General features: G+C 39.7%; 13 protein-coding genes. 2 read left to right on the top strand and 11 right to left on the bottom strand.

Features of this window, described 5'->3' with window-relative positions; genetic code table 11:
- Nucleotides 1-21: 21 nt before the first annotated feature.
- From FZF08_RS21840 to menB, 5 genes are all read right to left on the bottom strand, one after another.
- A complete protein-coding gene (locus tag FZF08_RS21840) occupies nucleotides 22-1,224 on the bottom strand; it encodes a tetratricopeptide repeat protein (protein ID WP_159473300.1) in 1,203 nt (400 codons plus the stop codon).
- 80 nt (nucleotides 1,225-1,304) lie between these two features.
- Nucleotides 1,305-2,192, bottom strand: a complete 888-nt coding sequence (locus FZF08_RS21835) for a class I SAM-dependent methyltransferase (RefSeq protein WP_159473297.1) — start codon at nucleotides 2,190-2,192, stop codon at nucleotides 1,305-1,307.
- 87 nt (nucleotides 2,193-2,279) lie between these two features.
- Nucleotides 2,280-3,872 (bottom strand): hypothetical protein, encoded by a 1,593-nt coding sequence (locus tag FZF08_RS21830; protein ID WP_159473294.1) that lies wholly within the window; start codon nucleotides 3,870-3,872, stop codon nucleotides 2,280-2,282.
- The gene (locus FZF08_RS21825) at nucleotides 3,865-4,272 is read right to left on the bottom strand and encodes an EVE domain-containing protein (protein ID WP_159473291.1); all 408 of its coding nucleotides are present in this window, start codon (nucleotides 4,270-4,272) and stop codon (nucleotides 3,865-3,867) included. Before FZF08_RS21825 ends, FZF08_RS21830 begins: the two co-directional genes overlap by 8 nt.
- Before the next feature lie 156 nt (nucleotides 4,273-4,428).
- Nucleotides 4,429-5,253: a 1,4-dihydroxy-2-naphthoyl-CoA synthase gene (menB, locus tag FZF08_RS21820; RefSeq protein WP_159473270.1), complete on the bottom strand. Its 825-nt coding sequence runs from the start codon at nucleotides 5,251-5,253 to the stop codon at nucleotides 4,429-4,431.
- A 145-nt stretch (nucleotides 5,254-5,398) separates the two neighbouring features.
- Between menB and FZF08_RS21815 the strand changes: the two genes are divergently transcribed.
- Nucleotides 5,399-6,466: an AMP-binding protein gene (locus FZF08_RS21815; protein ID WP_159473267.1), complete on the top strand. Its 1,068-nt coding sequence runs from the start codon at nucleotides 5,399-5,401 to the stop codon at nucleotides 6,464-6,466.
- Between the two features lie 54 nt (nucleotides 6,467-6,520).
- Complete coding sequence (locus FZF08_RS21810) at nucleotides 6,521-7,294, top strand: hypothetical protein (RefSeq protein WP_159473264.1); 774 nt, start codon at nucleotides 6,521-6,523, stop codon at nucleotides 7,292-7,294.
- On the opposite strand, the gene FZF08_RS21805 is transcribed toward FZF08_RS21810, so the two are convergent.
- The 6 genes from FZF08_RS21805 to topA all read right to left on the bottom strand — a co-directional run bounded on the left by FZF08_RS21805 (nucleotide 7,283) and on the right by topA (nucleotide 13,438).
- On the bottom strand, nucleotides 7,283-8,344 hold the full coding sequence (locus FZF08_RS21805; RefSeq protein WP_159473261.1) for a helix-turn-helix domain-containing protein: 1,062 nt from the start codon (nucleotides 8,342-8,344) through the stop codon (nucleotides 7,283-7,285). The genes FZF08_RS21810 and FZF08_RS21805 overlap by 12 nt on opposite strands.
- Nucleotides 8,345-8,455: 111 nt before the next feature.
- Nucleotides 8,456-8,824 carry a DUF6169 family protein gene (locus FZF08_RS21800; protein ID WP_159473258.1) on the bottom strand — a complete coding sequence of 123 codons (369 nt, stop codon included), beginning with the start codon at nucleotides 8,822-8,824 and terminating at the stop codon, nucleotides 8,456-8,458.
- Nucleotides 8,825-8,957: 133 nt separating this feature from the next.
- Nucleotides 8,958-9,131: a hypothetical protein gene (locus FZF08_RS21795; protein ID WP_159473255.1), complete on the bottom strand. Its 174-nt coding sequence runs from the start codon at nucleotides 9,129-9,131 to the stop codon at nucleotides 8,958-8,960.
- 173 nt (nucleotides 9,132-9,304) lie between these two features.
- Nucleotides 9,305-10,186 (bottom strand): bifunctional 5,10-methylenetetrahydrofolate dehydrogenase/5,10-methenyltetrahydrofolate cyclohydrolase, encoded by an 882-nt coding sequence (locus FZF08_RS21790; protein ID WP_159473252.1) that lies wholly within the window; start codon nucleotides 10,184-10,186, stop codon nucleotides 9,305-9,307.
- Between the two features lie 86 nt (nucleotides 10,187-10,272).
- A complete protein-coding gene (locus tag FZF08_RS21785; protein ID WP_159473249.1) occupies nucleotides 10,273-10,962 on the bottom strand; it encodes an NAD-dependent deacylase in 690 nt (229 codons plus the stop codon).
- Between the two features lie 52 nt (nucleotides 10,963-11,014).
- Nucleotides 11,015-13,438, bottom strand: coding sequence for a type I DNA topoisomerase (gene topA / locus FZF08_RS21780; RefSeq protein WP_159473246.1), 2,424 nt, complete (start codon nucleotides 13,436-13,438; stop codon nucleotides 11,015-11,017).
- Between the last annotated feature and the right edge of the window lie 149 nt (nucleotides 13,439-13,587).

Genomic DNA, 13,587 nt, shown 5'->3' with positions numbered 1-13,587 from the left:
TTACTCTTAATTCTTACAAATTTATTGAATTTTAGCATTTCGAGAGGAATCAATTCGCATATTTGTGGTTCCACGCGGTTTTATCATATCAATCTTCACTCTCGAACTATCCAATGTCTTGTAATCAATTTCAACATCATCTTCCGGATAGTAGGAAGGAAACAATCGCCCGTTTTCACGTTGTTTTACTCTCCACAGGCCATTCAGGGCCATTTGGTCGGCTGGATTTTTAGCAGTTTCGTAGGTAAAATACTCTTTTGCCTTAACATCATTTCCTAATTTTTCATAACAGTAGGCTATAAGATAATTAATCTGAGGATGATTCGGATCAATCAGTATTAACTTTTGAAAAGCCAGTAATGCGCCATAATACCCTCTCTGTTTTATTTCCAAAGCTCCGATTTGAAAGAATGCTTCCCCAAATTTTGGATTTATTGAGGTGGCTTTTTGATAATAAACCAGAGCTGTATCAATTATTGAGAGATTTTTATAAATATCGCCTCGCTCAAAATACAATTCGGCATTATTTGGAAACCGTTTTATGGCCTTGTTATTAAAAGCAAGTGCCTGATTAAAGTTTAACAATTTTCTGTAAATAATAGTGCTTTGCTGATACGCACGGATCAAACGGGGATTCATGGAAATAGCGCTATTCAAATTAGCCAGACTGGCCAGTGAATCTCCCTGACGGGCCAGCAACATCCCTTTTACATAATAAGCCGAACCATCATAAGGAGCCATTTTCATTGCCTGCACCAGATATTTATTAGCTTCCCGGAATTTATTCTTAACCTGGAAAATGTCTGCAAGCAGAATATACAGATCCGGACTGCTTTGCTGCAAAGCTTCTGCACGCTCGGCATCTTCCAAAGCATTATCAATTTCTCCAATTTCCCGGTTGACTTTTCCTCTTAAGAGGAAATATTCCCCCACATTATCCTTTTCATTAATTGCTTCGTTAATATCTTCAAGCGCAAGAGAATATTGCTCTCGATCAAAATAAATCCTCGCTCTTTTAAAGTAATTTAGATCGGTATCTGTATTGCGGTTGATAAGGTCGGTCAACGATAACAATGCATCTTCCTGCCATTGTTTTTTTGCTTTTTTGACAGTAGGAGGTATGCGCGTAGCGTTTCTTGCATCACTTTGACATGATTGTAATATACTTCCCGACAAGGTTGCCAGAAGTATTAGAACACAAAATAAGAAACGGCATTTTTTCATTTAAAAAGAATTCCTTTCAACCAAACAGTTGAATTACCCTGAAAGTATTCAACAGCAAATTTCAGCAAACTATTCGAACTTTATATTTTTTGATCGGAAAAACGTGAAAATACGCCTAAGGGTAATTTTTTTCCAAAAGAATCAGGAATGAATAATTCACCAAATTCATGATTAATCTGATCACCAAAATGAGCTTTAATCAGGTTTTCAAGAATCAGCGCCGAGAATCCTAATGAGTACAAATTGATAATAAAAAAGAAGTTTTCCTTTTTTAATAACAAAGCACAAAGACGAAGTATCTCATTCAGGTTTTCTTCCAAAAGCCATTTTTCTCCATCCGGTCCACGGCCATAGGCAGGAGGATCAAGAATAATCCCATTGTATTGATTACCACGGCGAACTTCCCGGTTCACAAATTTCAACGCATCTTCCACAACCCAGCGAATATTATCCAATCCACTCAGTTCCATGTTTTCTCTGGACCAGTTTATAACCTGCTTTACAGAATCAACGTGCGTTACGTCTGCTCCTGATGCTTTTGCGGCCAGGGAAGCAAGGCCGGTGTAAGCAAATAGGTTTAAAACATTAGGTTTATCCTCTGGAATTTGTTTTACTTTCCTGGCAATATAATCCCAGTTAGTAGCCTGTTCGGGAAACACGCCCACATGTTTGAAAGAAGATAATGCCAGTTTCGCACGCAAATGCAGCGGACCAGACCGGTATTGCATCACCCAACGATCCGGCATATCCGGTTGGGAAACCCATTGTCCTTTTTCCTGCGAATTTTTATCACGTTTAAAAACGGCGTTGGATTTATCGGCCCATTCTTTCTCGCTCAAAGTTTTATCCCAGATTGCCTGTGGTTCCGGACGCGAAAGAATATAAGGCCCGAAACGTTCCAGTTTCTCAAATCCTCCGGTATCAATTAATTGATATTCTGTATGTTGTTCTGGTGAAAGAAGTATCACTTTTTAATGGTTAATTATTAATGGTAAATTGTTAATGGCTTTTGTAACGACCTATTATGTCGTTGCTTTAAGCTAACTGTCAACAACTTAAAAGGATATTTTATTTAAATAATAAACGTTTCGTCGGCCACGGGTTTGGACGTCACCCTGAGCGTTACTGATGCGTTGTTCGCCCCAGGCAATATAGAAATTATCAAACCAGTAATCAATATCATCCGTGCTGGTCTTTCTTACTTTATCGCCTTCAACCGTGGTACTGTTATCCACGATGCGGTTGTTGTCAAGTACCTGGTTTCCTTTAATTACTTTACTGCGTATTCCGCCATTGTGGCTATACACTAATTGAGTGGTTCCATTTGTCTCATCTTGAACTTTTATTTTCTCACGCAGCTCCATGCTTCTGACGTTGTCAAAACTGATACTGTTATCCCAGATCAATTTGCCATTTTGATCAACATCTGCAAGGATTGCATGTGTATACGTGAATCCATCAAAAACTTGCTGATTATTGTACCCGCGCATTCCACCATACATAGGATTCCATAAATATGGATTGTATAAACCGGCACCAAAAGGATAACCTCCCATCATCATTGAGCCATAACCAAATCCGCCACCCATCATATTATTCTGATAGCGATATTCAGGATAGAAAACTTCTGCAACCAACAAAAACTGATTGTTTTTTGGAACAATATCATGTACCAGAAGTCGGTAATTTAGTTTTAGATCATCACCATTTTCCTTCTTTTTACGAATTTTACGCTCTATTTTTTCCTGCTGGCGCTCATTCATATAATTGAAGAAATTTTTGAAATCCGTAAAACTGTGATAACGGGTGAAAACAACTTCGTCGTTTACGATTTTGGAAATGTAAAGTCCCTGCGAGGCAGCGTTGCTCGTACTTTGCATATTACGATAACCATAAGTTCCAATGACCATTCGTACAGAATCATTCAGAATCTGCAAACGGCCGCTTAATAAGGAATAATCGTCTTCCGGGTCAATGGATGCCTGCACATAAAGTTCGCCAGTTTCTTCATACGAGCGGGCTACAATTTTTGTTTGACGGCCTTTTTTTACTGCAAAACAAACATTGACCAAATGATGCGTCGTGTCTACTTCAACTGTCTGGATGGCGTTGGAACCTTTAATTGCAGTAGGCAAAACACGGGTCTGAGAAGTCGTCAGATTTGTATGGATTAAAACCGGCTCATTCCGAACCATTCCAGCCATAAAAACGGCATAACCTAAGGTTTTAAAATCAGTTATTTCAAACCGGTCAATCGTATTGATTGTGAAAGTTTCCACGAAACCAGGGCCAATATTAACCTTAACGATCTGGTAAAGTGAGCTGCGGTATTTACTGAATAAAAGGAAAACGGATTGCCCGTCGTAACAGGAAGCGACATAATCCAGATTGGATTCAACTGGCCCGTCTATTGACCAGACACGGTCAAGATTAGTATCAAATTTTTGAACATTGTACGTTCCTTTATCTGGCTTTGAAATCAATAAAACGCCTTTGTCACCCAACGGCATTGTTTGAAATGCTGCGTTTGCGTTTTGTAAAGGGAGTTCTATCCGTTTTACAACCTGCGCGGATGCACGGTAAGAAATAATCAGAAAACAAAACAATACCTGTATTGCCAGGTAAAGGAAACGTTGATTTTTAAGCATGTGCTAATCCAACAATATGATCAAATTCTTCTGCTTTAACCGGAATTACTGATAATCTGGACTGACGGATCAATGCCATATCCTTTAAACTTTCGTCTGCTTTTATTTGTGCTAATGTAACGGTTTTTGGGAAACGTTCGACGGGAACAAATTCCACCACCACCCAGCGGTCATCCTCTGTGGTAGGATCGGGCCAATGTTCCTTCGAAACCTTTGCCAGGCCTACTACTTCTTTTCCTTCATTGCTATGATAAAAAAGAGCAAGATCGCCGGCTTTCATCGCCATCATATTATTACGTGCTTCGTAACTGCGAACCCCGTCCCACATCGATTTGCCCTCTTCAACGAAGTGGTCCCATGAATATTTGAAAGGTTCAGATTTGATAAGCCAGTAGTTCATTTTTTTTATTAAAAGTGGATAGTTGAGCGTTGAAAGCGGATACCGCCCGGTTATTGAGTAACTTTATTTTGGAGAGTTGATAATTTCCAGTTGGGGCAAGATCTTTTCAATTATCAGACCGCACTTTCAAACTTCAACTCTCCACTTTCAACTAAATCATGGGAATTTTGGGTATTTACTGAAATCAGGTTCGCGTTTTTCAAGGAAAGACCTTTGGCCTTCTTTGGCTTCTTCGCTTAGATAATATAGCAACGTTGCGTTTCCGGCGAGTTCCTGGATTCCGGCCTGGCCGTCAAGTTCTGCGTTGAAAGAGCTTTTCAGCATACGGATTGATAATGGACTTTTTTGCTGGATTTTTTTACACCATTCAACCGTTGTTGTTTCAAGGTCTTCCAACGGAACAACTTTATTGACCAATCCCATTTGTAAAGCTTCCTGCGCGTCATACTGATCACAAAGGAACCAGATTTCACGCGCTTTTTTCTGTCCCACTACACGGGCAAGATATGATGCCCCAAAACCACCGTCAAAACTTCCAACTTTTGGGCCCGTTTGTCCGAAACGAGCGTTTTCGGCAGCGATTGATAAATCACAAATAACATGCAGAACGTGTCCGCCACCGATAGCCCAGCCTGCAACCATCGCAATGACAGCCTTAGGAATTGAGCGTATCATTCTTTGGAGGTCAAGCACATTTAAACGAGGAACATGATCTTCGCCGATGTATCCGCCATGTCCGCGAACCGATTGATCACCACCCGAACAGAATGCTTTTCCACCTTCTCCCGTTAAAATGATCACATCAATACGTGTATCATCACGACAAATATGCATCGCGTCAATCATTTCTGTGACAGTCTGCGGGGTGAAAGCGTTATGAACTTGTGGGCGATTAATGCTTATTTTCGCAATTCCTTCGTGCAGCGTAAAGAGAATTTCTTTGTACTCTTTAATGGTTTCCCATTTTATTGAACTAGACATATGAGCAATCTGTGAATGAGTGAAAATAAATGATCGCTGTCGTTTTGAAGCAATCATTCGAACTAATTGGCGAAATTACGGATTGTTTATCTTTCCGTCAAAAACAAAATGATAACTTTCGGACATCGGTCCATTTGGCAATAAAATGATTTGGAATACAAACGCAACTTTAATACAATCACAAGCTCCTCCTGAAGAACCGTATTTCCGTAAGGCATACGATTTTATGATAGCCTGGCAGCATGGAAAATCTGAATTTACACTGCATACTTCCGGCTCGACGGGTACACCAAAAGATATTTTAGTAAACCGAGACCAGCTAATAAGCAGCGCGCTTATGACTGGCCAGACGCTTGATCTGGGAAAAGGAACACGGGCTTTGGTCTGTTTAAATGTATCTTATATCGCAGGAATCATGATGCTGGTTCGGGGCATGGAACTGGAATGGGAGCTAAGTATTGTAGAACCGTCGTCAAATCCAATATCTGAATTTGCAGATCCGGTTTTCGATTTTGTGGCTATGGTTCCTTTGCAGCTTTCAACGATTCTGGCGGATGAAAATACGAATAAGCATATCCAGAATCTTGGGAAAATTCTGTTGGGAGGCGCTCCGGTTAGTATTCAATTACAAAGACAAATTGATTTGTTGCAGATTCCTGTATATCAAAGTTACGGTATGACCGAAACCGTTTCGCACGTAGCGCTTAGAAAACTTAATTGTCATGAAACTGAAAAGGATTATAAAGTTTTGCCGGGAATTGAATTTGGAGTGGATGAACGTGGATGTCTGTTTGTTGCAGGGGCGGTAACAAAGGGAGAAAAGATCCAGACAAATGATTTGGCCGAAATAACATCTGAAAATACTTTTAACTGGCTTGGAAGAATTGATAATGTGATTAATTCAGGAGGTGTCAAAATTATTTTGGATAAAGTAGATGATATAGTTGCCGGAATATTTTACGATTTGGGTTATGGAAATAATTTCTTTTCCTGGTTTGAAACGGATGAATTACTGGGGCAGAAATTGATATTGATTATTCAGAAATCCGAAGAAAATTTATCGGAACAAATACTTATTAGCGAAATAAGAAAAGGTATTTCAACCTATGAAACGCCAAAACATGTTTACTTTGTAGACGAATTTATAAAAACACCGACTGACAAGATTGATAAACGTCGTACAGCTTTTACAATTTTTGATCAAAAACTGTAAACTGCGGATCTATCAACTTGTTCGTTTTCAATTAATACCTGACATATTATTTACATGGATAAAAATATTCAAATTCCCGGTTTCTACATCATTCGCTATCAAACTGCGCCTGTCGTTCCTGCACCTTTTGCTAACTTTCAGACAATGAAATTACAGTTGGTTTCCGAGGATGATTTAAGTGTTGATTTTTCAATCAAATATACGGATCGCGAGGATCTTGAAGAAGACGAAATCCTGGATGAAGGATTTACTATGGATGATGATTTTAGCTGGAAAGGTGCAGTTCCTGCCAACTGGATCAAAGAATTCGAAAAGATATATACATCTTCAAAAATTATCCGTCAGCGCGAAGAGAAGGAATTTGAAGATTTTGTTGAAATAGAAATTGAAGAAAATGACAAACGCGTAACCGTTTATCCGGTGGATAAGGAACGTTGGGTATATTTCTTACAAGAGTTTATGCAGGCGATTCTGGAAACTTCAGGCAGGGAACTTCCTTTTGAATTAACGTATCTTGATCTTGATGCGGAGCCGACGAGTGAAGTGGCTTTAAAAGCTTCTTTTGCTACAAAGGTTTTCACGATGAGTGAAAACGGCGGTACTAATAAATTACTGGATTGGGGATTTTTACAAAAAGTAATGGACACGGTTTATCGTGCCGAATTTGTTTATGAAAATGCTTCGGAAACCAAGCCTAAAAAAGGTGGCAAATATATTTACACCGGTGACCAGCTTTGGTATCAACTAGGTGTGGCTGTTGTAGAGACAACAGCAAAAAGCAAAGATCTTCCAATGATTGAATCTTTGTTTTCTAAATTAGTAAGGTAATCCGCCGAACGGTTTAGTACGACTTAATTCAATTTGAAGCTCATCGACCAATTGCCCGATCCGATCCATAGCTGGGGAAGGATTGGGCAATTGCAGGCTTATAAAAGCCTTAACTTCCCAAACTTCAAGAACATCGTGTAAGGCAGCTTCCAGCTCCTGGATACCAGAAACATCAGAACTTAACAGCAAAGTACCTTTCGTTTTGACCTGATTAAATGCTTTTCGATAAAGAAAACCCTGGTTTTTAAGAACGAAAAGATAATTTGAACCATCCTTTATTTCATACCAGTTTCTAATAAAAGTTCCAACAAGTAAAGAACCTGGATATTCAAAATCCGTCCCACTTTCAAAAGCCCGGTAATAACCTGACGGTAAATTTGGTAGTTGAAAAGAAGGTAAATGTGTAAGAAATGCCGGATTTTGATAATTAGCAATATATTCCAGCCATTGATTTTTACTAACCCACTGAATTGTAGGATAATTTGTTGCTCTTTCTTCCCGATAGCTCGGTGCAGGTTCCTGATTTATCGCATATTGATTATTGAAAACCGGCATTCTGGAATCGATCGAGTTCAAAAGAGGGGGAGGCGTATTAGTAGGAGCGTATGATGGCTGAGATATTGGTGGCTGATATGAATTTCCATTAACGGGTTTAAGCGTCACCTGCCTGGCCACAACCCGGATTGAAGGCTCTGGTTGCTGATAATTATCCATAATTTTGGAAAGCGGCTGCGGTTCTGCGTACGTGGGCATACGCGGAGGCGTCACCGAAGATCCGGAATGCGAAACCGTCATAGGCCTGGTACCGTTCAATGGCAAAGATAAATCAGGAGTTTCGCGGATTCGTCTCAAATCATTTTTTAGCAAATTATCTACCGTAATCCCAAAAGCGGTTGCCATATTTTTGAGATTGGTCAGATTTGGATTTGCGCGCGCTTCTTCATAGGCTCCCAAAAGAGACCTTTTAATAGCAATTTTACGTGCAAATTGCTCTTGTGTAAGGCCATTAAGCCTACGGAGATATTTTATATTATTGCTGACGATGCTCATGAAATAACCTTTGCGAGAAAGTTACAAAGAAATGACAAAATTTTTAGCAAAATTTAATTTGAGCAAGTCGAAATGGTTTATTTTTTGTTTGATATAACAAAAATAAATCATTTAGTCGTCTTGATATTTTGCTTTAAAGCTCTCGTCTAATTCCCGAAAAGCACTTGTAATTTCACTTAATAAAGGATTAATCGCTGAGATAATTAAGGAAGCATGAGCACAATTGCTATCATTTTCATCGCAAAAACTGATGTTAGTTTTTAGTATACTAGAATTGTAGACAGATATTTTAGTATTTTTATCAAACCATGAATTAAACATCTTAAAACGAGCATCTTGTCTGTTATCCGATGTATCACACACAAAAATTAATGCGTTATCTGGCTTGGTATTGAAGTATTTTGATAGAAAGTCAAGAATAGTATCCTTAACTCTTGGATCACTTTTATTCGGTGTTTGATCAGGTTTAAAACCAAACATGAATATTTTAAAATTGAATTCGGGATAATCTGGAAAATAACCAAAGGCATCGGTTAGATAAATGAGATACGTTATTCCGTATTCGGTAACAAATAGGGTATCGGTCGAGTCTGGGTTATCCGACGAGGAATAACTATAAGGGTTTGACAAATTTGATGTCTTTAGATTCTAGTTCCTCCTTAGAAATTTCTCCATCCAGATACAGGTGTATCGTTTTGTTATCGTCGAGCATTTTTTGAAACATTTCGGACTTAGCTCTTTTTATTTTGTTAACCTCTTTTGTTTCGACCACAATCAACTTATTCATAATCTTTGCGTTTATTATACTCAAACGTAATAAAACAAAATAAGTTTAAAAAATCAATGGGTTCGATTATGCAAAATTTGAATAAAATAATTTAAAAACAAAAAGCCGGAAATTGAAAGGTGACTTCAATTTTCGGCTTTTAAAATGTTTAATGATCTGAATAGTCAGATATTTTACTTATAAATCTCTTTCCTCGCCGCCTTCAAAGTATTGGTAAGTAACCCACAAATCGTCATCAAACCAACTCCACCAGGAACGGGTGTAATGAAACTGCTTTTTGGAGCAACATCGGCAAAGTTTACATCACCCTTAATCGCAAAGCCACTTTTCTTGGTAGCGTCTTCAACACGTGTGATACCAACATCTATAACGACTGCACCTTCTTTGATATAATCTGCTGTAACAAATTCAGGACGCCCTAGTGCCACGATCAGAATATCGGCGGTCTGGCAGATTTCTTTCAGATTTTGTGTTTTGCTGTGGGTGATCGTTACCGTACAGTTTCCCGGATATTCATTGCGTTGCATCAAAATACTCATCGGCAAACCTACAATCTGGCTACGACCGATGACCACACAATGTTTTCCTGAAGTTTGAATTCCAGCACGAATAAGCATTTCCAGAATCCCGAAAGGTGTGGCCGAAATGTATGCAGGAAGTCCTTTACACATTCTTCCCACATTAATCGGGTGAAAACCATCCACATCTTTCGATGGATCAACGGCTTCCATAATGGTATTTTCCGAAATGTGTTTTGGCAAAGGTAACTGAACAATAAATCCATCCACATCAGGATTTTTGTTCAAGGATTCGACAGCTTCCAAAAGTTCGGCTTCGGTCGTTTCCGGTCCAAAACGCAATAGGGTAGAAGTGAACCCAATTTCCTCGCAGCTGCGGATTTTGGAAGCTACATAGGTTTCGCTCGCTCCATCCTGGCCCACAAGAATAGCTGCCAAATGAGGTTTTTTACCACCCGCAGCAATCCAGTTTTCTACCTCAATTTTTATCTCTGACTTAATTTGGGCTGAAATAGCCTTTCCGTCAAGTAGTTGCATTTTTATTTAACAAGTATAAGGTTCAATTTTAAATCATTAATGAAGAGTATAATGAGATTACTTACTACTCTTCTAAAAGCTAAAAGCTAAAAGCTAAAAGCTAAAAGCTCTTTCAGTTTTTCCATTCCGACAGACGCTTTTTCCTGAATAAAAGTCATGTTTTTCTTAAAGCTAATATCAGGCTTTGCTGGGTCTATGATGTAAATCGGTATGTTGTAACCAACATAATGGACAAGACCAGCAGCTGGATAAACAGCCATAGAGGTTCCGATAACCACAAAAATATCAGCTTGTTCTGTGATATCAATAGCAATGTCCATCTTTGGAACCGCTTCTCCAAACCATACAATGTGTGGGCGGAGCTGGCTTCCCAGTTCGCACAAATCACCTGTTTTCAATTCCCAGGAATCCATGTCATAAACCAGGGCCGGATTTTTTGTGCTTTCCGACTTAAAGAGTTCGCCATGTAAATGAATGACGTTTTTGGAGCCGGCTATTTCATGCAGATTATCAACGTTTTGTGTGATAATCTGCACGTCATATGTTTTTTCAAGTTCAACCAAGGCATAATGTGCCGCATTTGGTTTTACAGAAAGCGCCTGTTTTCTTCTTTCGTTATAAAAATTTAACACCAATTCCTGGTTTCTATGCCAGGCTTCCGGTGTCGCTACGTCTTCAATCCGGTGATTTTCCCACAAACCGCCACTGTCACGAAACGTATTAATTCCGCTTTCAGCACTAATTCCGGCACCTGAAAGAACAACGAGCTTTTTCATAGTTTTTAGCTGTTGGCGATTAGCTTTTAGCTTTAGATATCAAACAATCCAACTAGTCTTTTTTAGTCACCTTTTTCGCGGCTGGTTTTTTAGCCGCAGGTTTCTTTGCAGCTGGCTTTTTCACCGCCGGAGTTTTTTCCACTGCGGCTGCTTTTGGTGCTGCTTTTTTGAAACCACCTCTTCCTGCTGGTTTATCCGGCGTATCAGCTGCTATCTGCAAAATCGCTTCGTAGGTCAAATCAGCTGGCTCTGTTCCTTTGGGGATTTTCAGGTTGCGTTTTTCAAAAGCTACATAAGGGCCGTAACGTCCGTTAAGTACTTTCACATCAGGATTTTCTGCAAATTCCTTGATTGTTTTGTTACTATCTGAAACCCGCTTTACTTCAATAATTTCAACAAGACGATCTTCCGTAACCGACATGGGATCATCCGTTTTGGCAAGCGAATAATATTTGCCGCCATGTTTTACATACGGGCCGAATTTACCCACAGCCACGATCATTTCAGTATCCTCAAAAAGACCAACAGTACGAGGAAGTTTGAAAAGTTCGAAAGCTTCTTCCAACGTTATGTTTTCCATCAGCTGACCTTTTTTGAGGCTGGCAAATTTGGGTTTGTCTTCATCTTCCGCATCACCGATCTGGACGTAAGGTCCATATTTCCCGATACGTACGGTGATTTTCTTACCCGTTGCAGGGTCTTCACCCAATTCTCTTGAAGTAAGGCTGCGGTCAATCGCTTCTTCTTTTGCTTCGTCTACTTTTTTATGGAAAGGCGTGTAAAAGTCCGTGATCATTTTCTGCCAGGCGAGTTGTCCGTCGGCGATATGGTCAAAGTCTTTTTCAACACTTGCGGTAAAAGAGTAATCGATGATATCTTTAAAGTGGTTGACAAGGAAATCATTTACGACCATCCCCGTACTCGTAGGGAATAATTTTGACTTTTCAGTCCCATAAACTTCCTTATTAACAACACTTTTTATTTCGTCATTAGAAAGCGTCATTTCCTTAAACGCGCGCTCCGTGCCATCACGATCTTCCTTGATGACATATTCTCTCCTTATGATGGTAGAAATTGTCGGCGCGTATGTGGACGGGCGACCAATTCCCATTTCTTCCAGTTTCTTAACCAAACTCGCTTCCGTATAACGTGGCGGGTTACGTGTAAAACGTTCCGTCGCTTTCATATCCGAAAGGTTAAGAATCTGATTGATATTCAAAGGAGGAAGCATTCCTTTTTGCTCCTCATCTTCATCATCATTCGATTCAAGGTATACCTTCAAAAATCCTTCAAACTTGATAACTTCACCTTGTGCGACCAGCTCTTCATTTGTTGTAGAAATGCCAATCGTTGCCGTTGTTCTTTCTAGTTGAGCATCAGCCATTTGAGATGCAATGGCGCGTTTCCATATCAGTTCATAAAGGCGTTGTTCATTCCGGTCTCCACTGCCTTGTAAGGTAGAAAAGTCCGTTGGACGAATGGCTTCGTGAGCTTCCTGAGCCGATTCATTTTTGGTTTTGAAAACTCTTTTATTATAGAAATTGTCACCATATTCAGTTGTAATCTGAACACGGGCTTTTTCCATCGCCTCTTCCGACAAATTCGTCGAATCGGTACGCATATAGGATATCTTACCAGCCTCGTATAATCTTTGTGCAACCGTCATGGTTTGCAGCACTGAAAAGCTAAGTTTACGAGAGGCCTCCTGTTGTAAAGTAGAAGTTGTGAATGGCGGTGCGGGTGTTTTTTTAGCAGGTTTTACTTCAAGATTCTTGATTGAAAAAGTTGCCTTTATACATTTCTCTAAAAATGTCAGCGCATCCGTTTCTTCCGCAAAGTTTTTTGGCAATTCTGCATTTAAAACTTTACCATTTCCCAAATTAAAATGAGCCGTGATCTTGAAACTTCCCTTAGTCCGGAAAGCATCTATTTCACGTTCACGTTCTACGATGATACGCACTGCCACCGACTGCACACGTCCTGCCGAAAGATTTGTTTTACCAATCCGTATCTTCTTCCATAATATAGGAGAAAGTTCATAACCCACCAGACGATCCAGAATGCGGCGTGCCTGCTGTGCGTTTACGAGATCTACATCTATAACACGGGGCGTGGCAATGGCATTTTGTAAAGCTGTTTTGGTAATTTCACGAAAAACGATCCGTTTGGTGTCATCCGGCAACCCTAAGGCCTCTTTGAGGTGCCACGATATGGCTTCCCCTTCACGGTCGGAGTCAGTTGCGAGCCACACTTCGGCGCCCTTTGCTAATTTTTTTAACTCATTAATGACTTTCACCTTGTCACCTGAGACTTCGTAAGACGGCTGAAAACCATTGTCTACATCGACACCCATATCATGTTCAGGAAGGTCACGTACATGCCCAAAACTGGATTTAACGATAAAGTCTGTCCCTAAATAACTTTCTATGGTTTTGGCCTTCGCCGGTGACTCTACGATCACCAGATTTTTTGACATAATTTTTAAATTAAGATACTAGGTGGCTCTTTGGAGCTCAAATATAGGGCAGAAAGCAGCAAAAAATCAAAGTACTTGTCAAAACGTATGTTATAAATTTGATTTTTAAGTCGTCTGAGGCGTTTGTCAAGTCAGGTAAATGACCAATT

The organism is Dyadobacter sp. 3J3 (genome assembly GCF_009801115.1).
Lineage (GTDB): Bacteria > Bacteroidota > Bacteroidia > Cytophagales > Spirosomataceae > Dyadobacter.
Note: the sequence above shows the minus strand (reverse complement) of the source record. Positions and strands in the feature narration are given on the sequence as shown.

Bases quoted from the DNA above. Each gene is read 5' to 3' on its own strand.
- menB (WP_159473270.1), bottom strand. From the start codon at position 5,253: ATGTCTAGTTCAATAAAATGGGAAACCATTAAAGAGTACAAAGAAATT.
- FZF08_RS21805 (WP_159473261.1), bottom strand. From the start codon at position 8,344: ATGAGCATCGTCAGCAATAATATAAAATATCTCCGTAGGCTTAATGGC.
- FZF08_RS21785 (WP_159473249.1), bottom strand. From the start codon at position 10,962: ATGAAAAAGCTCGTTGTTCTTTCAGGTGCCGGAATTAGTGCTGAAAGC.
- FZF08_RS21825 (WP_159473291.1), bottom strand. From the start codon at position 4,272: ATGAACTACTGGCTTATCAAATCTGAACCTTTCAAATATTCATGGGAC.
- FZF08_RS21790 (WP_159473252.1), bottom strand. From the start codon at position 10,186: ATGCAACTACTTGACGGAAAGGCTATTTCAGCCCAAATTAAGTCAGAG.
- FZF08_RS21815 (WP_159473267.1), top strand. From the start codon at position 5,399: ATGATTTGGAATACAAACGCAACTTTAATACAATCACAAGCTCCTCCT.
- FZF08_RS21800 (WP_159473258.1), bottom strand. From the start codon at position 8,824: ATGTTTGGTTTTAAACCTGATCAAACACCGAATAAAAGTGATCCAAGA.
- FZF08_RS21795 (WP_159473255.1), bottom strand. From the start codon at position 9,131: ATGAATAAGTTGATTGTGGTCGAAACAAAAGAGGTTAACAAAATAAAA.
- FZF08_RS21840 (WP_159473300.1), bottom strand. From the start codon at position 1,224: ATGAAAAAATGCCGTTTCTTATTTTGTGTTCTAATACTTCTGGCAACC.
- topA (WP_159473246.1), bottom strand. From the start codon at position 13,438: ATGTCAAAAAATCTGGTGATCGTAGAGTCACCGGCGAAGGCCAAAACC.
- FZF08_RS21830 (WP_159473294.1), bottom strand. From the start codon at position 3,872: ATGCTTAAAAATCAACGTTTCCTTTACCTGGCAATACAGGTATTGTTT.
- FZF08_RS21810 (WP_159473264.1), top strand. From the start codon at position 6,521: ATGGATAAAAATATTCAAATTCCCGGTTTCTACATCATTCGCTATCAA.